Annotated in this window: 17 protein-coding genes and 2 pseudogenes; 7 read left to right on the top strand and 12 right to left on the bottom strand. The window is 43.6% G+C overall.

The genetic code is table 11. The features are described from left to right. Positions 1 to 341 (top strand): IS30 family transposase (locus tag EI162_RS09655; protein ID WP_192523027.1); only part of this gene is annotated, 341 nt, incomplete at its 5' end. A gap of 109 nt (positions 342 to 450) precedes the next feature. Then, entirely contained in the window at positions 451 to 1,014 is a 564-nt protein-coding gene (locus EI162_RS09650) for an NUDIX hydrolase (RefSeq protein ID WP_192524169.1), read from the top strand. A 93-nt stretch (positions 1,015 to 1,107) separates the two neighbouring features. Here the strand turns inward: EI162_RS09650 and EI162_RS09645 are convergent, their stop codons facing one another. Continuing rightward, complete coding sequence (locus EI162_RS09645) at positions 1,108 to 4,179, bottom strand: insulinase family protein (protein WP_192524168.1); 3,072 nt, start codon at positions 4,177 to 4,179, stop codon at positions 1,108 to 1,110. A gap of 352 nt (positions 4,180 to 4,531) precedes the next feature. On the opposite strand from EI162_RS09645, the gene EI162_RS09640 reads away from it, so the two are divergent. Beyond that, entirely contained in the window at positions 4,532 to 4,993 is a 462-nt protein-coding gene (locus EI162_RS09640; protein ID WP_192524167.1) for a universal stress protein, read from the top strand. A gap of 141 nt (positions 4,994 to 5,134) precedes the next feature. On the opposite strand, the gene EI162_RS09635 is transcribed toward EI162_RS09640, so the two are convergent. Beyond that, positions 5,135 to 6,070 carry a LysR substrate-binding domain-containing protein gene (locus EI162_RS09635; protein WP_192524166.1) on the bottom strand — a complete coding sequence of 312 codons (936 nt, stop codon included), beginning with the start codon at positions 6,068 to 6,070 and terminating at the stop codon, positions 5,135 to 5,137. A 189-nt stretch (positions 6,071 to 6,259) separates the two neighbouring features. Between EI162_RS09635 and EI162_RS09630 the strand changes: the two genes are divergently transcribed. Next, positions 6,260 to 7,342: a YeiH family protein gene (locus EI162_RS09630; protein ID WP_192524165.1), complete on the top strand. Its 1,083-nt coding sequence runs from the start codon at positions 6,260 to 6,262 to the stop codon at positions 7,340 to 7,342. Between the two features lie 359 nt (positions 7,343 to 7,701). Here the strand turns inward: EI162_RS09630 and EI162_RS09625 are convergent, their stop codons facing one another. The 5 genes and pseudogenes from EI162_RS09625 to EI162_RS09605 all read right to left on the bottom strand — a co-directional run bounded on the left by EI162_RS09625 (position 7,702) and on the right by EI162_RS09605 (position 12,284). Further along, positions 7,702 to 7,911: a cold-shock protein gene (locus EI162_RS09625; RefSeq protein ID WP_192524164.1), complete on the bottom strand. Its 210-nt coding sequence runs from the start codon at positions 7,909 to 7,911 to the stop codon at positions 7,702 to 7,704. Between the two features lie 240 nt (positions 7,912 to 8,151). Beyond that, positions 8,152 to 8,577 (bottom strand): YbaN family protein, encoded by a 426-nt coding sequence (locus EI162_RS09620; protein WP_192524163.1) that lies wholly within the window; start codon positions 8,575 to 8,577, stop codon positions 8,152 to 8,154. 265 nt (positions 8,578 to 8,842) lie between these two features. Continuing rightward, positions 8,843 to 8,950, bottom strand: a pseudogene (locus EI162_RS09615) (VWA domain-containing protein); the annotation flags it as partial. A gap of 42 nt (positions 8,951 to 8,992) precedes the next feature. Continuing rightward, positions 8,993 to 9,310 (bottom strand): hypothetical protein, encoded by a 318-nt coding sequence (locus tag EI162_RS09610; protein WP_192524161.1) that lies wholly within the window; start codon positions 9,308 to 9,310, stop codon positions 8,993 to 8,995. Between the two features lie 10 nt (positions 9,311 to 9,320). Continuing rightward, complete coding sequence (locus EI162_RS09605) at positions 9,321 to 12,284, bottom strand: valine--tRNA ligase (protein ID WP_192524160.1); 2,964 nt, start codon at positions 12,282 to 12,284, stop codon at positions 9,321 to 9,323. A gap of 261 nt (positions 12,285 to 12,545) precedes the next feature. On the opposite strand from EI162_RS09605, the gene EI162_RS09600 reads away from it, so the two are divergent. Further along, positions 12,546 to 13,676 (top strand): formate/nitrite transporter family protein, encoded by a 1,131-nt coding sequence (locus tag EI162_RS09600; protein ID WP_192524159.1) that lies wholly within the window; start codon positions 12,546 to 12,548, stop codon positions 13,674 to 13,676. Between the two features lie 158 nt (positions 13,677 to 13,834). Here the strand turns inward: EI162_RS09600 and EI162_RS09595 are convergent, their stop codons facing one another. The 5 genes from EI162_RS09595 to EI162_RS09575 all read right to left on the bottom strand — a co-directional run bounded on the left by EI162_RS09595 (position 13,835) and on the right by EI162_RS09575 (position 17,727). Next, positions 13,835 to 14,344 (bottom strand): YbjQ family protein, encoded by a 510-nt coding sequence (locus EI162_RS09595; protein ID WP_192524158.1) that lies wholly within the window; start codon positions 14,342 to 14,344, stop codon positions 13,835 to 13,837. A 49-nt stretch (positions 14,345 to 14,393) separates the two neighbouring features. Then, positions 14,394 to 14,840, bottom strand: a complete 447-nt coding sequence (locus EI162_RS09590) for a YbjQ family protein (RefSeq protein ID WP_192524157.1) — start codon at positions 14,838 to 14,840, stop codon at positions 14,394 to 14,396. A 139-nt stretch (positions 14,841 to 14,979) separates the two neighbouring features. Further along, positions 14,980 to 15,537 (bottom strand): UPF0149 family protein, encoded by a 558-nt coding sequence (locus EI162_RS09585; RefSeq protein WP_192524156.1) that lies wholly within the window; start codon positions 15,535 to 15,537, stop codon positions 14,980 to 14,982. Between the two features lie 267 nt (positions 15,538 to 15,804). Next, positions 15,805 to 16,041 (bottom strand): PA3496 family putative envelope integrity protein, encoded by a 237-nt coding sequence (locus EI162_RS09580; RefSeq protein WP_192524155.1) that lies wholly within the window; start codon positions 16,039 to 16,041, stop codon positions 15,805 to 15,807. 195 nt (positions 16,042 to 16,236) lie between these two features. Continuing rightward, positions 16,237 to 17,727, bottom strand: a complete 1,491-nt coding sequence (locus tag EI162_RS09575) for a hypothetical protein (protein WP_192524154.1) — start codon at positions 17,725 to 17,727, stop codon at positions 16,237 to 16,239. A 372-nt stretch (positions 17,728 to 18,099) separates the two neighbouring features. Between EI162_RS09575 and serB the strand changes: the two genes are divergently transcribed. Both serB and EI162_RS09565 read left to right on the top strand, forming a co-directional pair. Continuing rightward, positions 18,100 to 19,290, top strand: a complete 1,191-nt coding sequence (gene serB, locus EI162_RS09570; RefSeq protein ID WP_192524153.1) for a phosphoserine phosphatase SerB — start codon at positions 18,100 to 18,102, stop codon at positions 19,288 to 19,290. 387 nt (positions 19,291 to 19,677) lie between these two features. Then, a pseudogene (locus EI162_RS09565) lies at positions 19,678 to 19,825 on the top strand (IS982 family transposase); the annotation flags it as partial.

Raw genomic sequence — 19,825 nt, 5'->3', positions numbered from 1 at the left:
AAACGGCACAGCAAGTATCAGAGGCAATGATAGGTATCCTAAAGCCAGTGAGGTTGCAGGTTAAGACCATTACCTCTGACAATGGTAAAGAGTTTGCTCAGCATAAGAAGGTGAAACGAAAGCTCTTTACTTCCTTCTTCTTTGCCGATGCTTATGCGTCATGGCAGCGAGGAACCAACGAGAATACTAACGGCTTAATCAGAGAGTTCTTGCCTAAGGGTTGTGACTTTAGACAAGTCTCTGATAATGAGATACAGGACATTGAGAATAAACTAAACAACAGACCAAGAAAACGCTTAGGGTTTAAAACGCCCAATCAGGTGTTCTATAATATAATTTAGCGTTGCACTTGGTGTGTTAATCTAAGATTTGATAAAAAAAGAATTATAATTCTTAAAATAGCCACTACGCTTTTTCTCATTTCTCTTTTTATTATATAAGGCAGTCGATATGCGCTATTGTCTACAATGCGGTCATGAAGCAGAACGCAAAATACCAGCCACGGATAATATGCCGCGTTTGGTATGCCCAAATTGCAACTATATTCATTATGAAAATCCCAAAGTAATTTGTGGCTCGTTGGTCGTGCATAAGCATCGGGTATTACTATGCCGCCGTGCCATAGAGCCACAGTATGGCTTATGGACACTGCCAGCAGGTTTTATGGAAAACGGTGAAACCATGGCCGAAGGCGCTGCCCGTGAGAGCTTTGAAGAAGCAGATGCAGTCGTGACCAATCCGCATTTATACTGCTTGTATGATATACCTGATATCGGACAAATCTATAGTATTTATATCAGTGATTTAAAAGACGGTGCTTATGGTATTGGCTCTGAAAGTCTTGACTGTGCTTTATTTACCGAAGAAGATATTCCATGGGATAAGCTTGCCTTTGAAGCGGTACGTCGCACTTTAAAAAGCTATTTTGCAGACCGCCAGCAATTCGATAGCCACGATAAGTTCCCAATCCATCAAGACCATATCGGTAAAGACCAAAGTATTAAGCGCTATTGATAACGCTTAAGCATAAAAAGCCAAGCAAACGCTTGGCTTTTTTTATATGACCACCATAGCAACTATAATGTCATTACAGTACCCACTACAACGCTAGCTTTTGATTTTACACACTTTAAAGCCAAGCTCCTGTACTGCCGTTTCCTTATCATACGGTGCTAATACTGCCCGAACATGTTTTTGTCCTTGCAAGTATTGCTTGGCAACACGCTGTAAGTCAGCAACCGTCACCGCTAAAATTGCCGCGCGCATTTTACGCTGCCAGTCTACGCCGCGATGATGCAAGTTGGCGAAACAGGCTTTGATAGCCTCACCTGCTGGAGAGCCTGGTTTATCCATTCCTGAGATAATTCCCAAGATGGCTTCTTCTAATTGCTCGTCCGTTTGTGGCTCATTTAATAACCATTCGATACTGGCATCAAAATGGGCAAAGGTTTCAGCACACTGCGGGTCACGGTAGCTAAAGAATTTAAAAGCACAAGCATTGGCATCGTAACCAGCGCCGCCGCCATAAGCACCGCCGCGCTCACGAATGGCGCTATGCAGATAACCATTACGTAGATAAGGCGCTAATACCATTAAGGCTGCGGTATCAGGATGGTCAGCAGCGGGCACAGAATAAGCGCTGGCATTATGATAGACGTTGGTCGGAGCCAACCATGCCAAGTCTTCGACAGCAATTTCTTCTAGCTTAGCGCCATCATTTTCACCATTGAGCGCCGAGTCTAGTTGTAAGTCGGCAAACTCACTTGGAATGCTCGCTTCAATAGTCGTATCAGTATTGCTTAATTTTTCAGCGATCTTTGGTGCTTGGCTGTCTTTCCAGCTATCGACAATCAAATTGCTTAAGCGTTCGGTTTGTTCCGCTTCACAAATAATCACCGCATGTTTCGGCAAGCTGATTAAACGTTGATGTAAATCCATCAAGCTGGTTGCTAGCTGATCCCACTGCGTATCGTCGGTACTGGCATGGGTTAAGAAATCTTTTAGTGCATTTAGTGCCGGTAGACCGCTGCGTACATATTCTAGCTGTGCCTGACGGCTCATACCGCGACCGGCGGTTTGCATCGCATAGGCATGTCCTGAGCCAGCAAGGTTTGACTGCCAACCTGCTTGACGCTGCTGCAAAATCTCTTTGATACGGGCATGCTCACTAAAGACACTGTGTTCCATCACTTCTTTCAGCAAATCAATGGCTTCAGGCTTACGATTCAGCGCCCGCGTTGCCACTACAAAGTAGCTGCTAATTGCTTGGCTATCATCGATATTGGTGCGTTGGCTGATTCTGGCGGTGACACCTGATGAATGCGCCGCTTGCTTGGCTTGCATTTCATGCGCACTGTGCGAATCGGTGCCCAACTCTGACAGTAGACTTAGATAAATCGGCAGTAATGGATGATTGATAACTTCATTGACAGGCAGCTTGTTACTGTTGTTGGCATTTTCACCAATTGCGTCGGTCAACGGTACAATCACTTGATAGTAATATAAGCCGTTAGTGCCCGCTTCATATTCAAATAACGTACTGTCTTGCCCGCTCAAACTCACCTGCTTTTGTGAGCCTTGTTTAAAGCTGATGTCAGTTGGTACGTCGTCCAACCCAACTTTTGGCAATAAGCTTAAATCATCAGGAGCTGCTTGGCGCGCCGCCAAATCTAGCGCTTGTTTGTGCAAAATATCTTTATCATCAGCGGTCAAATCCATGGCGATGGTATCAAGACGTGTTTGCTCAGCTGCCGCCAAACGTGCCGACTTCTCACTATCAGGCGTTAATGTGACGCGTACACGGTGTTGATTGTCTAACAGATGCGTCTTAATTAAACTTGGTAGCCATTGCGCGTCGACGACTTGCTCACGCAGCCATTGCAGATGCTCATCAACTTCCCATACGTCGATAGGATTGCCATCATGAATCGCCGTACTAAAGCCCTCTAGCATCAAATTCAAACCATAAGGAATGCTGTCACCGCCGATATGACGCTGATCAATCTCTATCTGATGCAAGATAGTTTCAATGGTTTCATCATCGATTGGTGAGCTGGCAACATCAGTTAGCAGGTCAATAATACCTTGCTCTACCGCTTCGGCATGCTCAGGGTTAGAGCCGCGCAGACCGGTATAAAAAACCATTTCATAATGGCTGTCATCCAGTCCCAATAACGGACTTGGCGCTTTACCCAGTGGATGGCTATCAAGATAGGCACGCAGCGGCGAGCCAGCATGCTCAACCAACACACCTTCTAATAGACGTAGCGCCAAACGCTGCTTCGGATCGGTAATCGACGGTAATAACCAAGCAACCACATGATGGGTTTGATCGGGACCGGCTTCGTCAGCAGTATAAGTATCGGTGGCGCTAATCGGCGCAGACAGGCGCTGCTCTGGACGCGAGACGTGTTTTTTGCCTGCTTCAAACTGCTCTAAAGCATCGTCATGGATTTTTGCTTGCGTTTGGGCAACAGGAATATTACCAAAGCTCATAATGACGCTGTTTGACGGGTGATAATGGCTTTGATGAAATTCAACCAATTCATGATGGGTCAAATCAGGAATATCAGCAGGATCACCGCCTGAATTATAATGATAGGTCGTGGTTGGGAATACATGGTGGGCAACGGCATGATACAGCTGGTCAATCTCGCCACTCATCGCGCCTTTCATCTCATTAAAAACGATGCCTTTAAATTGTGGTTTATCATTTTCGTCCAATTCAACACGGATGCCTTCTTGAGCAAAATCAAGCGGATGAATATTGGGGAAAAACGACGCATCAAGATAGACTGCCAATAAATTAAAGTAATCATTTTCATTTTGAGTGGCATACGGAAACGCAGTCCAATCAGCGGCGGTCATCGCATTCATAAAGGTATTCAATGAGCGTTTAATCATTGAAAAGAACGGATCACGAACAGGGAACTTCTCAGAACCACATAAAGCCACGTGCTCTAAAATATGTGCCTCGCCTTTTGAATCCATTGGTTGGGTGCGAAAGCCGACCAAAAAGGCATTTTCATCACTTGGATGTGCCAAATGATAATGCATGGCACCGGTTTTAACATGCTGACTGATCAGCACATCCATTGATAGTGCCTCAATATGGCGGTGCTCAAGCAGCTCAAACGCTGGATGCAGAGTTAAATCAGCGGTAAATGGCGTGTCAGTCATAGTTATCCTTATAGATTATCCTGATGGCCTCTTAGTAAAGAGCGCATTTAGCCTATAGCTAATGACGCATATCAGGATAAGCAATCAAAAATGGTGAGGTTTATATTTATAAAATTGGTTTGTATAAAAATAGCAGTGTTATAAAAAATATAGGTAATCTTTAAATGGAATGGCATTTATCAGCTAAAAAGAATTTGCCTAACGAAACTAGATGGGGCTCATCGCTTAATAAGTCAAGATAGCAAATGGCTAAAAATATAACTAATAAAGATAACGCCCATTTAACAAAGCATACTTAACAGCAGTCGGTAGTAGTGCTATAGTTAAAATCATCTGTCACAAGGAGCCGCTCATGAGTTACCAACATATTTTATTGGTCACAGACCTAATGTCCGATGCTGATGTGGTCGCCCAAAAAGCCAAACGCATCGTCGATAATCGCCCTAATTCCAAGTTATCGGTATTACATATTGTCAGAGATACTATGGTTGGTTTTGGCTACGAGCTAGTGCCTGCCTCTAGTCTTTATGATGAGATTGATGATGAACGCTGCCAAGAAGCGCGTGCCAAACTGGCGCAGTTTTTGGATCGTAACGACTTACATGTGGTCAATTCTGAAGTAACCACTGCCATCTCTAACAGTGAAGGTATTGTGAACTATTGCCACAAACATGAAGTTGATTTACTAGTCATCGGTCGTCATGAACGTCATGGCATCGCTGCTTGGCTAAGCGGCGCGACGGCAGATAATATCCTGCCAAATGTGCCCTGTGATAGTCTAGTGGTCAGACTCGATAAACCTGTGAATAAATAAGTTTAAGAATATTAAAAAAAGCGTTCATAAGTTGTTTAAGAATATTAAAAAAAGCGCATTGTATCTAGTGATAATGCGCTTTTTTATGGTTGATTGAAATGGTAAGTATTCTCAATGTTATATTGATAGTTAACACCAATTTTAACCTTCTTGAATAATATTAATAAACGTCTGCCAAATTGGGCTTTGATGGCGAGCTTTATGCCAGACTAACCACCAGGTTCGGGACAAATCTATGCCCGCGACTTTGACCTGTACCAGTTGTCCTTTAGCCAACTCTGCTTGGATCACATGCTGCGACAAACAACCCAAACCGATATCGGCGCTGACCATATGCTTAATGGCTTCTGATTGTTGAATGGCCATAATAACCTCGGCATTGGGTAAATATTGCAGTAATTGCTCATCGATAATCTGCCGCGTACCCGAACCCGCCTCCCTTACCAATAGAGGCAGCGTTGCCAGTTGCTCAGCACTTAGCTCATAACAGTTATCATTATCGTTATACGCAGAAAACTCTTTTAACCAGCGACTGTCACGCTTAGCAAATACTACCAAAGTATCCGTCCGCCAAGCGCGCTGTTCAAGCACTTTCATATCCGTCGGGCGCGGCATACCTTCGACCAAAGCAATATCAATATTTAATTGCTCCACCTCGCTAACCACTTCTTGGGTATTGGCGATATACATATCGACGTTGGCATCTGGTAGCGCCTTATATAACTTGGCAAGCAGCGGCGGCAAAACATAATTGCCAATGGTGGTACTGGCACCAATATGAATCTGCCCTGCTTGATGTTTATGATAATGCTCCAGCGTCAACGCTTGCCCTAAGATTGCTTGCGCTTGTATATAGATAGGATGAGCATTGGGGTGTTGATTAAGCCTGCGCCCCACTCGCTCAAATAGTGGCATCTGTAGCCTTGCTTCTAACTCTGTCAGCGCGCTACTGACGGCTGATTGTGATAGATGCAGCGCTTCACTGGCGCGGCTGGTACTACCCGTCTGGTAAATAGTGACAAAGACAGATAGCTGTTTAAGCGTAATCCTCGGTAAAGTCTGCATGGCTTTTTTCATATTTCCTCAAACCTTCTATCTGCTTAAATAACCTATTTATAATACCTAAAAACCCTTTATCGACCTGAAAAATCGATAGTTTATATCTTATTAATCTGTTTTTATTATAAATCGACTTGGCTTATACTGCCTATTCATAAGCTTATGCTTATTTCGATTATAGAGAATAAATAATAGGATGTATGTGCCATGAACACTTTAACCCGATCAGTAAATAACTACGTCCCGCATAACCGCGAGGCCATAGGGCTTATCTTCGTACTGATTGGTAGTTTGTTTTGCTTATGGTTAAATATGAGCTTAGACACTTGGTCGAATGGTCGCATCGTTGGACTGTCATCCCTAACGCTGGCAATTTTACTGGGGATGGTACTCGGCAATACGGTTTATCCAAATTTTTCTGACCAATTAAGTGCAGGCGTTGGCTTTGCCAAAGGTCAGGTTTTGCGCCTTGCCATTATATTTTATGGTTTTAAGCTGACATTGACCCAAGTAGCTAGCGTCGGTATGCCAGCCGTAATGACAGATGCACTGGTACTGACGTCGACGTTTTTATTGACCTACTGGCTGGGTACAAAATGGTTAAAAGTCGATAAGCAAACGACGTTATTGATCGGTTCAGGCGCTAGTATTTGCGGCGCCGCAGCAGTCATTGCCGCAGAGCCCGTGGTCAAAGCAGAAGCACACAAAGTTACTATTGCCGTAGCGACAGTGGTGGTCTTTGGTACCATTGCGATGCTGTTATATCCATTTTTATATCATCTCGGCTGGTTGCAACCTTGGCTAAACGCCCAGCAGTATGGTATTTATACTGGCTCAACCATTCATGAAGTCGCGCAAGTGGTGGTCGCTGGCAATGCGGTGAACACCGATGTTGGTAATACGGCTGTCGTCACCAAGATGATACGAGTCATGATGCTCGCCCCTTTCTTATTGATATTGTCGTTTGCTTTAACCAAAGGCAGTAGCGAGAATGGTGAAAAACCCTCATTGATGAATCGCGTGCAACAAGTCAAAGTCCCTTGGTTTGCTTTTATCTTCATTTTGGTAGTGTTACTGCATACTTGGATCCCGATGACTGCAGGCTTTGAGCATAGCATGGTCATATTCGATGATATCCTGCTAACGATGGCGATGTTTGCACTTGGCTTAACCACTCATATGAGCGCTATTAAACAAGCTGGGGTTAAACCTCTTATCTTAGGGGCCATTATGTTTGCTTGGTTAATCATAGGTGGCGGTTTGATTAATATTGGGATCAGTTCCTTCTAATAAATTACGTTATTTAATGCTTATCCGCTAATTTAAACTGACCTTAATAATCTTAATGACCTTCATTATCTTAAAATAAAATAAAAAAAGCCTACGATCATTATAGTTCGTAGGCTTTTTCATTTTAAAGATATTCGATTCAGCTCTTAATATTAACCTACTAATACCAAACCCAAAAAGTACGATTAGCTGTGTGTCAAACTCGTTTAGTCTACAGTTCGTAGCACTTGCACTCGTTTTCCTTGCTACTCTAGTTTTTGTGAATGGTATAATATCAAAATATAGACGAAAAAAAACGAACCCTTAGGTTCGTTTTTTACACATCTTTTTATCTAGTCATTCATCTATAAAAAGACGAATTAGATAGCAACGATGTTATGTGCTTGTGGGCCTTTTTGGCCTTGAGTTACAGTGAACTCAACTTCTTGGCCTTCAGCCAAAGTTTTGAAACCTGAACCAGTGATTTCGCTGTAATGAGCAAAAACGTCTGCGCCGTTTTCTGGAGCGATAAAACCAAAGCCTTTAGCTTCGTTGAACCACTTAACTGTACCTTTTTGAGTATCTGACATATCGATAATCCTACTTTTTAATTTATTAATGGTCTAGTGACCGGTAACGCTTGCAAATAGCTACTGAACGATAAATATTAAAACGAAGGATTATAACTAATACTACGAGGTAATGATTTGGTGCAGAACTGCTCTTAAGCTTGGACACATTATAGGATGTCCATTGCAGTATCGCAAGTTATATATGACATTTCGTGTAACTGGTTACAAATAATCGTCTTTTTTGCCCAAAATAGCAGATTACTTGGCGTTTGGTAATCGGAATAAATAGATAGCCACCCCAGTACACACCGCGGCTACCAGCCATGCCATCCATATCATATCGGCTGGTAACCGATAAAACAACATCGACGTAGATAAGGTCATCATTACTACCGCTAACCACTTAGCATACAGCGGCACGGCATGATTACTCTCCCAATCACGGACGAACTTACCAAAATATTTGTGGTTAATGAGCCAAAAATGAAAACGTCGTGAGCTACGCGCCCAGCACCCTGCTGCCAGTAATATAAAAGGCGCGGTCGGCATCACTGGCAATAATGCACCAATAATTCCCAAGACAAAAAACACCCAGCCCAATATCAAAAACGTCCAACGCACGGTTGGGCTGTTGTGTTGATTGGTCTTGGGTCGATAATAAAAGGCTTTTTTGTTTTGGCTCATATAAATGCTGTCATTGGCTGATATCGAATGGCTGATACTAAAGTATATAGGCTATACAGCTAAAACGCTGCTTAAAATAATGACCTATATAGGTAGCTAAGCATGCAATATCACACAAAAAGGTACAAGGCTATTTTTATGAAGTTTTTGCTATTGATAGGTATGTTGGGTAAGTGAGTTGATGTATTTAATTAAAGCTTTGAAATAAAAAACCGCTATCACATAAGGCAATAACGGTTTTACTTTCTAGTGACAAAACTCTGATTTAGTTCGCTATCAACCCTATCTCGCATGCTTCTTTTAGCCAGCTTGGAAACTCTTCTAGCATGTTTTCATATAAGGCTTCTTCGCTAATGTCATCCAAGTTGTCTAATTCAAAATAAGGAGTTTGTACTTTTTCAGAATAGACCTACATTTAAAAAACTTTAAACCCAACCAAAATGATCACAGTCACCACTAATCCAAGCCAACCAAACCCTTTTGTACCTTGTACAGGCATATTCGGGTTCATCTCAGGAAACAATATCGCCCCATAAGACACAAGCGGCAACACGATAAACAGCGTGCCGATACGTTGATGACTGGGTAAGCTTGGCTCTAAAAAAAGAAGCGAAATCAAGAATACCATCATAAATATGGTGGCGAAAATGGCATATCTGTCTAATGGCTCATGGCGATTCCAGTAAAAATACAGAACCGCCATAACCAAAACTACAGGTAATAGAACCATCATTAAAAATATACTACAACGCCTTTAACTCTTCCATCTGCCCTGCCATAGCTTTTAACTGCCCTTCTAACTCAGCCAATTTCACTTTCTCAGCATCGACTACTTCGGCAGGCGCTTTACTAACGAACCCTTCATTGCCGAGCTTACGCGAGATGCCTTCAGCTTGACCTTTCAACTTATCATATGACTTACCTAAACGAGCCAGCTCAGCCGTTGGGTCAATCAGTCCCTTCATCGGCACAAGTACACGCAGCTGACCAACCATACTTGATGATGATAATGGTATCTTTTTATCAGAGCCGTCACTACTATCCAAAATCTCTAGGCTTTCGACCTTAGCAAGTGCCTTAAATTGGTTTTTGATACGCGATAGACGCGCCTCTTCATCGCTAGAGATGTTTTGTAGCAAGACTGGTAGACGTACGGCATTACCCAGTTTCATCTCACCACGGATATTGCGCACGCTGGCGATCAGCTGTTGTAGCCACTCCATATCGGCTTCGACTTGTTCACTAATTTGCGCAGTATCGGTTTGTGGATAATCAGCAATCACGATGCTATCGGTGTCTTTACGATTTAGTAGCGGCGCGACAGTCTGCCAAATTTGCTCGGTTAGATACGGCATAATCGGATGGCTAAAACGTAGTGCGGTCTCAAGGACGTGCAGCAGTATGTAGCGGATTTGCGCTTTACGCTCGTCCGATACCGAATCATCATTGAGGCTGGCTTTGGCAAGCTCAACATACCAATCGCAGTATTCATTCCAGATAAACTCATAAATATCATGACTGACCATATCGAGGCGATACTGGCTAAAGTGCTGATGAATAGAGGTAATCGTCGAGTTTAGACGACTCATAATCCACTTTTCTGGTAGTTCCCACACCTCAGGGTTCGCAGCTTGGTCAATCGCTTGAGCATTACCCTCTTTGTCCACACAATTCATCAGTACAAAACGGCTGGCGTTCCAGATTTTATTACAGAAATTGCGATAACCTTCAACACGCTTGAGATCAAAGTTGATATCGCGACCGGTACTGGCAAGCGAGGTAAAAGTAAAGCGCAGCGCGTCAGTACCAAAAGCTGGAATACCTTCTGGGAACTCTTTACGGGTTTGCTTTTCGATTTTGGCGGCGTCTTTTGGGTTCATCATATTACTGGTGCGTTTTTCAACCAGCGCTTCTAAATCAATACCATCGATAAGGTCGATAGGATCTAAGACATTACCTTTCGATTTAGACATCTTCTGACCGTTACCATCACGAACCAAACCATGAACATAAACGGTTTTAAACGGTACTTGTGGGGTGCCATCTTCATTTTTCACAAAGTGCATGGTCATCATGATCATGCGTGCAACCCAAAAGAAAATAATGTCAAAACCGGTGACCAAGACGCTGGTCGGGTGAAAGGTTTCAAGTACGCGTGGATCAGCATTGACGTCCGCCCAATCAAGCGTACTAAATGTCCAAAGCCCCGAGCTAAACCACGTATCAAGTACGTCATCGTCTTGGCGTAATTTAACATCATCGCTTAAATTGTATTTAGTGCGCACTTCGGCTTCATCACGGGCGACATAAATCTCACCGCTCGCGTCGTCATACCACGCAGGGATACGGTGTCCCCACCACAGCTGACGGCTGATACACCAGTCCTGCAAGTCCGTCATCCACGCCATATACATGTTTTTATATTGCGCAGGAACGAACTCAATTCGGCCATCTTCTACCGCGTCAATCGCAGGCTTGGCAAGTTTATTGACCGCTACGTACCATTGATCGGTCAACCATGGCTCAACGATGGTACCGCCACGCTCAGCACGCGGGGCTTTTAGCGCGTAGTCTTCGATGTCCTCTAGCCAGCCTTGCTCGCCTGCTTGCGCCACTAAAAACTTACGCGCAGCAAAACGCTCAAGTCCTGCATAGTCGCTTGGCGTAGTCTCTAAGGTTGGCTCACGCGTTTGTAGATCAGGATAAACTTCCATCGCTGGTAAAATATTAGCACTCTCATCAAGGATATTAATCAACGGCAGGCTATGACGACGACCAAGCTCATAGTCATTAAAATCATGCGCTGGGGTAATTTTTACGCAGCCGGTACCAAAGTCTTTTTCGACATAATCATCAGCGACGATAGGCACCACGCGATTGGTAATGGGCAAAGTGATGGTTTTACCAATCAGGTGTGAATAACGCTCATCGCTTGGATTGACCGCAACAGCGGTATCGCCAAGTAAGGTTTCAGGGCGTGTGGTTGCTACGACCAGATAGTTTTTGCCATCTTGAGTTTGCAATTCTTTATCAGTGAAATGATAGCGGAAATGCCACAAGCTGCCTTTTTCGTCATGATTTTCGACTTCTAAATCCGATAGCGCGGTTTGGAATTTTGGATCCCAGTTCACCAAACGCTTACCACGATAAATCAAACCATCGTCGAACAGACGCACGAATACTTCTTTTACCGCATTGGATAAACCATCATCCATGGTGAAGCGCTCACGCGACCAATCGACCGAGCTGCCCAAACGGCGAATTTGGCTGGTGATATTGCCGCCCGACTCTTCCTTCCATTCCCACACTTTATCGATGAAGTCTTCGCGAGTCATATCACGGCGCTTGATACCTTGTGCCTCGAGGCGACGCTCAACCACCATTTGGGTGGCGATACCGGCATGATCCGTACCCGGTTGCCAAAGCGTATTGTCACCATCCATGCGATGATAACGAGTCAGCGCATCCATAATGGCATTATTAAAACCATGACCCATATGCAGCGATCCAGTGACGTTCGGTGGTGGTAGCGCGATAGAAAATGATTCGTCTTTATCAAATGTCGGCTGAAAATAACCACTGTCCTCCCAGCCTTGATACATGCCCGCTTCGACCTGTGCAGGATTGTACGCATTTTCAAGTTGGCTTAGCGCCGCTTGGATAGATTGAGTCAGAGTGGCGTTAGAATTAATATTAGGATTGCTCATAATAGAATGGTCTTTTGTTAAAATGAATGTGGTTAAACAAATAAGGCAAAAATTAGGGATAATAATTAATAGAGTGATTTTAACGCAGATGGCCAGATTTTGTTAGATGCTAAGAACATTTATCAGACGTACAGAGCGGCATTGTCCAATTAACAACAGTAAACCACAGCAATTGGCTGAATTCTCAACACAACAAGCGATGTTCATACGATAGAATGGTTAGAATAATAAAATTAATATCAGATAAATAGCGAGCTGACCGTGTCCCAAGATACTGAGCGTACAAATAATTCTCAAGCCAATAATGTCGATGATAAAAACGTCATCGATGATACTGCTATCTATTATTATAAAGCTGATAATACCCAGAAAAACATATATACCTATGTTGAGCCTGATGAAGAAGAAGAAAAAGAAAACACTGATAGCACTGACAAGGATGACGGTGACACCGATGCGACTGAAAATTTAGAGGATGAAGATTTCTCTGAAGATATGAGCGATGAAGATAAAGAAACCATCAAAAAGGTCGCTAACGACGACAATGTAAGTCAAGCAAAAAGCTACGCCAGTATATTGGTTGAGCAAGTGATGGATGCCAAAGAAACCTTTGAGCGCTCGCTTGGCTCGCTGTTTACCAGTGCTTTTACTGCTGGACTTGAGATTGGCATTAGCTTTTTTATGATTTTAGCCGCTTTTTCCCTACTCAGCGATGTGCTACCCAGTCAATACTCCATCGTACTCGCTTCCCTACTTTATCCGATTGGTTTTATCATTGTGGTCATTGGTCAATCGCTATTATTCACCGAGCAAACGTCATTATTGAGCCTTCCAGTACTCAATAAAATCGAGCCTTTACATAAGTTGCTACGGCTGTGGAGCACTGTGATCGCGGGCAACGTTGTTGGCGGTTGTTTGTTTGCCGCATTAATGGTTGGTTTGGGCTTAAACATGCAGTTGTTTAGCGTGAGCGACATTGATACTTATGCTGAACATATTTTAGGGTTTGAATGGTGGGTGATATTTGGTAGTTCCATATTGGCAGGCTGGATGATGGGAGTAGCCGCGTGGCTTGTGACCTCTGCACGCGATACACTTAGCCGCATCGTCTTGGTTACCCTCATTACCGGTAGTATCGGATTTTTGGGTTTACACCACAGTATCGTCGGTAATATCGAGGTATTCTCGGCCTTGCTATACGGTAATACCGTCAGTTTATGGCGTTATTTACTGTTTTTAGCCCTAGTATTGGTGGGCAATACGATCGGTGGCGTGGTGTTCGTCGCGGTACTCAAAAACCGTACCTTCTTATTTCAAGTCGAAAAAGTCAAAGAACAAACGGCTAATGATAAAGCAGAGGCAAGAATAAACATAAGCCCCCGTCGGCCTTAGATTTTATAGCATGCAGATTGCTAATACACCACTCTCTATCTAAAGTTTTTAACCTTATTAGAGCGTGTTTAACGTAATTAACGTAGCAAAAGGAATTTGATAAAAAGCATGTAGAAGGAAAGGCATGGAGGAGAAAAAGCGTATATCTAAAAAGACATTTAGGTTAAAAAGTTAGAATGAGCAGTAGTATCAGCAACGTCAACCGTGTCCGTACTCACGACTGCTGTGCCGTAAGCGATGGCTTCTACCATGCTGCCCAATTGATTGATATTGCTCACCTCGAATCGTAAGCCGTAGATATGATTATAGCCTTTGGCTTTTGCTTGCGTCCGCATACGTACTACTGCTTCACGGCGGGCGCGGTCTAATAAGGTCTCGTAGGTGGTTAAGTTTTTGCCAAAGATACTTAACACCCGAGCGATAATCATTTTAAAATAATCTTGGGCGATAACCACGCTACCGAGTACCAACTCGCCTTGGCTATGCTCTGCAACGCTCGGCTGATAAAAACGCTCCGTCGATACGATAATGTGACCCAATTCTTGCTCCGCAATACTCAACTGTGCTAAATGCTGGCGCTCATGGCGCGAGCCAAAAAACCAGCCGAGCACAAATAACACAATAAGCGGCGCGTAGTTCATCAACATTTGGGTAAGGGAGTTATTCATATCACGTCTCTTATCATAAAAAAGCGCTGAGGCTTTAAAATTTGGTTAGCTAACCAAAAGGATTGAAACGTGGTAAATCATCGGTCGGTGCTGGTGCGGAGTTTTGTGAGCTTGGCTGCTGACCAGACGGATAATGAGGGTCGCTTGGTGGGCTTTGATAGGATTGCTGCGACATCGGTATGGCTTTAACAGCGGTACCATAAACAAACAACTCAGAGGCACCTTGGGCGATGCTAGAGGTCGAAAAACGCAGGCCGACGACGGCATCTGCACCCAAGGCTTCTGCCTTGATAACCATGCGGTCTATCGCTTCTTGGCGCGATTCTTCTAGCAGCTCGGTATAAGCCGTCAGCTCACCACCGACGATGTTTTTAAGCCCAGCAAACAAGTCTTTGCCGACATGCTTTGAACGTACCGTACTCCCGTACACCACATCTAAGCGCTCAGTAATTTGATAGTTGGGCAAGTGCTCAAGATTGGAGAGTTGCACAGTCATAATACTGCCTTATCGGTAACTTATAGAGTTATAAAAAACGTTCAACAGCAAGCAAGAGAAATTCATAGCAACAAGTTCATAGGAAAAAGCTCATAGGAAAAAGTTCATAGCAACAATAGGTGTTTACAGATCAATGCCTTTAGTCGTTGGTATGAAATAATAAAAATAGCTCAGTTAAGTTACCTTCGATACTATTGGCCATTTGTGCCATTTTATCTTCATCGTTACGCATCTGCGCAAGCTCTGGATCTTCATCGTCGATACCGCTTAGCACAATCATTGGCAAGGTCAAGACTGCTACGTCCTCTGCGGTCTCTTCATCCTCAAACCAATCACTGGCCTCGTCACCATACATCGCATCGACAAAGCCGATTGACCATGCCACGATATCTGACTCATCTGAAAAATCGACTGCCACTTCTTCATCACCAGCATTTTCACCAAACGGTAGCTCGATAGGCGTCTCGTTTTTTAACTCAGCCATAATAGAGTCGCGCCAGCGCTTGATACCATCGATGACATTATCTGGAATCTCGCTCGCGTGACCTTCAAACAGCGCATCTATCCAATTCGGCAATGGACGCCCAATGACTGTCGCTGTCAAAAAGCCATGCGCGGCGACACTATCGAGCACAAACTGGCTCTCTTGATTGTCTAAATAGTCTAGTAATTCATCAAAGCTTAAAGGGTTACTCATGAGGTCATTGTCCTTAAAAGATAGAGAGTTAGGTTGTGTCAGTCACAATAAACAATCAGTTAATAAAGTAAGAATCGTTGCATAGAGCTGCATAAAATAGTGGCATAGCATGAATGGCTAACACTATAGAAAACCAAGAAAAATAGTAGCCTACCAGCTTAACACAGTTACATAACTAGCAGTTATTAAAGGGCTTTAGTCGGCTTAAATGACTCAGCACCCTTACTTAAACCCTACTCAACTTAGACCCTATCCAAAGTTTAAAAACTAAAGATCGTCATCTTCCCAATCATCACCATCTTCGTCGAAACTGTCTATATCATCTAGATCGTCTTTTAGCTCTTTGGCCAAACGCTTTTCTTCTAGCAAGTTATCGATTAATCGGCGCTTTTCAAGGCTACTGAGGCGTGTACGCACGCTCGTTTCAGCTTCTTCCACCATCTTTGCATCATCGTCGTCGACAAAATTATCATCAAAATCGTCATCAATATCAGCATTACTCATGACAAGCTCCTATCGTTTTTAGCAAGGGTATTGAAAATACATCAATATATATATGCCTTATAAAGTCTCTGTTGAATGTTGTCAATGCTTTTTATCGCTATGGTCTATTTAATCTTTAACAAAAAGAGAATGATACCATCAATACAGCAGACAATTATCTATTAATCTAAAAACTACGTATCGATAACTGGGCGATTAAGCTTGAGCCTCATCAGCAGCTTCGATCATCAAAACCGCATTACGGACATCTGCTAAACGCTGAATCATCGCGTCATTACCACCATCGAATATCGCACATTCGCGCTCATAAACAGTGGTTGGGCGCATGATACTATGAACTTGCACATGATTGCCGATTTGTCTCAGGCCTTCATTTGGTAATAAAATGAGCATCTGCTCTTTTTTGCCGACGCCGTGGAGCAACTGAGACATTTCATCTGCTTGTGCCTCATCGCTGACCCCCACTTTTGCAGGTAGGGCAAAGCGCGTCAGCTCAATATGCTTATCGTGAATAATTTTATTGAGCATCAAGTACAGTTTGCCGAGCATCACACCTGCTAGCGCGACTTTTGCATGGCTGTTATCCGCCTTTAACAATACACTAGCGCCCCTGTCATCAAAGTGAGGCTCATTCATCGCACTCACTCCAAGCAACAATGGCTGCTTAAGTAGTTCAGTTACCGCTTGGTTCAATAATTGAGTACATAATGCTAGATAAGGCAGGCGCTGGGCAGGTGCGAGGCGCTCGAGCATATTGAATTCGTCATGAAAAACGATTTGTACTTTGACACTATCAAATGCACGTGTGCCAGATAAGCGAGAATGACCACTGCTGGCTTTAGTCATACTGCTATCAGCGTCATGCGCCTCGCTCTGTGTGTTAGCGGTCGGCTGGTAATCGGAGTGTTTTATATCATGACCTTCATCGTCTGCCAAATCTTGATGCTGCTGAGTTCTGACATATTGATTGACCGCGCTATGTATATCCAGCTTACGGACACTGCTTGATGGATTGCCTGCTTCTTTATCACTCGGACTACCCGTTGAACCAATAGCTGTTCGACTGTCATCCATTTGATCATTATTTACTTGGCTGTCCGCTGTACGGCGCTCACGATCACGGTCATGGCTGCGCTGATCGATTTGCATATATTGCTCACGGTGCAAATCTTGAATATCACGGCTCAAAGCATTAATTTGCTCTTTGGTTGGACGGGCAAGGTGGCCATAAATCAACCAAAGTAACAAATGCAGCAACATAGTGCCAATGACAAATGGCCACTGCATAGCGATAATTTCGCCTTTGCTGACGTCCTTTATGGTCAACGCTACGCTACCAATCACCGCATCGCCTTTGGTCGCGATTTGACGAATCGTATCGCCCTGCTGCATCGGCGCATTGCCGACTGGCACTAAGACATCATCATTACTGTCTTTAATCAGTATGCGGGTCACGTCTTGCTCGCTGGTATAGCGATTGGCAATGACGCTTAAGCTGACGCGGTCTTTATTCTCTAAAGACAGCCTCGCTTCATCAATCAGCTGGGCGACCATTTGCTCGCCTTTTAACGCACGACTTTTGCTCAGCTGCTGATCGGTACTGATGACCAATAATAGAGTCTGTAAACAAAAACTAACCAGAAGAATAATGGCAAACAACCCTTGCCGCGGCGCTAAATACGTCATGATATGTTAAACTTTTTTGGATAAATGGAAATAAGAAACGAGGCTATCGCTCATTTTCTGGAAGAATACACAGCTATATTTGTGCAATTTAATACTTCAACACTTCAACACTTCAATAAATAATATTTAATAAAACACTATTTATAAGACGTTGCCATCGTACAGTAGATTTGTTGTACAAGTATGTTTGGCACAGTCTATTCTCAACAAATCTTTCGCTTACTCTATGTACTATATCACCATAGTAAGGGTTATGGCTTTAGCTAAGCGTATAAATTTATTGTAATAATTTTCTTTTATTCTACTAGGGGCTGCTCGGTAAAACTGTTATGATTCCCAATCTTATATGAGCATACAAGGGACCATTGAGCCATGCCAAACAATACATCTTATTCGTTACCAAAAGACAGCAAAGCATGGCAACAAGCCGTTGATTCTATTGCGTCACTACTGCCTAACGACACCAATTTACAGGATTTTGACGCGCTACAATCTTTACCTGTTTTTGCTCTCATTGTGGTACTACCGACCAAGGTATCGACGCTTGATATTCACCAGTATGTACAATCATGGGTCGATGAGCAGCCAAACTGGCATTTGGTCACCGTCGCTGAAGATACGGATGCCAGCTTTGTCAATATTACCGTGTCTGATACCGAGCCAACGGCAGCACACGCCCAGCGCCTACCCTTTACCCACGCACAAGTATTTCGCTATCTGCTGGTGCCCGTGACCGACACACTCATGCATCCTGGCAAAAAAACAGCGGCGGCTCATATCATCGATGATCAGCTGACGACACGCTTGCGTCACGACCTAAATGAAGAATATAAAAATACTAGCCGTGCAGATAATGTCGATAACTTAGATGTGGTCGATTGTCATATTCTGTCGGTCGGTCATATGCTGCGTACTCATAAGCTTGCCTGCTTTGATATGGACTCCACCTTAATCGAGCAAGAAGTCATCGTTGAATTGGCCAAGACAGCAGGAATCGGCGAGCAAGTCGAAGCCATTACCGAGGCGGCCATGCGCGGTGAGATTGATTTTGATGAATCATTCGCCCAGCGTGTGGCGTTATTAAAGGGTATTTCAACCGACGTGCTTGATGATATATGCAGTCGCTTAACGCTATCCATGGGCGCTCGCACCACCATCAGCGCGCTAAAAGCTTTGGGCTATCATACGGTCCTCGTATCAGGTGGCTTTACCTATTTTGCCCGCTATATCGCTGAGCAATTGGGCATTGACGAGGTTCATGCCAATCCTTTAGATATTGACGAAGGCGAAGTTACTGGTCATATACAGCTGCCCATCGTCAATGGTGCCAAAAAAGCGGCTATCGTCGAGTATACGGCTGAGCGTTTGGGTATCGCGATGTCACAAGTCGTCTGCATCGGTGATGGTGCCAATGATTTGCCGATGATGGCCATTGCTGATTTGGGTGTCGCTTATCATGCCAAACCAATCGTCCAAGCCCGTGCTGATGCCGCCATCAATGTGACGGGACTCGAAGGCACGCTCTACGCCCTTGGCTACCCAGAACTTACTCCTACCAAGTAATTATATTATATAAGCTCAAAAATATGTCATAAGCTGGGTTAATGTCAGGATTAATACCTGTGTCATTAATCTGGCTTTTATTCCTTATTGAATTACTAAGGGCTGTATAGAATACAGCCCCTAACTAAATGAAATCTTTATTAACGCCACTATTTAATGACACTATAGTCAGTGAGAAGTAATATCGCTACATCACGTACTGCAGGTACCGTTTTTTCTTGCTTGCTGTGCCTACGCAGACAGAGGCTGCAAAAAAACTATACCCGCAGTATCGTAGCGTTTTTAAAGTATTTTAACTACCCCACTCTCAACATCGAAAGTGATTGAAAAAAGAAGAGCATCTCACTAATCTATTGTTTTCGACCAAGAATACAACGGAGTCATGAGATGCCCATAGACGAATTTATCATCAATATCTATTTAATGGTAGAGCAATATTACAAAATAGTCGTCACTAAACCCTTGCGAGGGGCAGGTTACGCGCCAAAGCTGAGTGATCCTGAGATTATTTGCATGGAACTGGTCGGTGAGTTTT

The sequence above is a fragment of the Psychrobacter sp. FME6 genome, from assembly GCF_014861365.1.
Classification (GTDB): Bacteria; Pseudomonadota; Gammaproteobacteria; order Pseudomonadales; family Moraxellaceae; genus Psychrobacter.
This window is presented reverse-complemented; position numbering and strand designations above follow the sequence as displayed.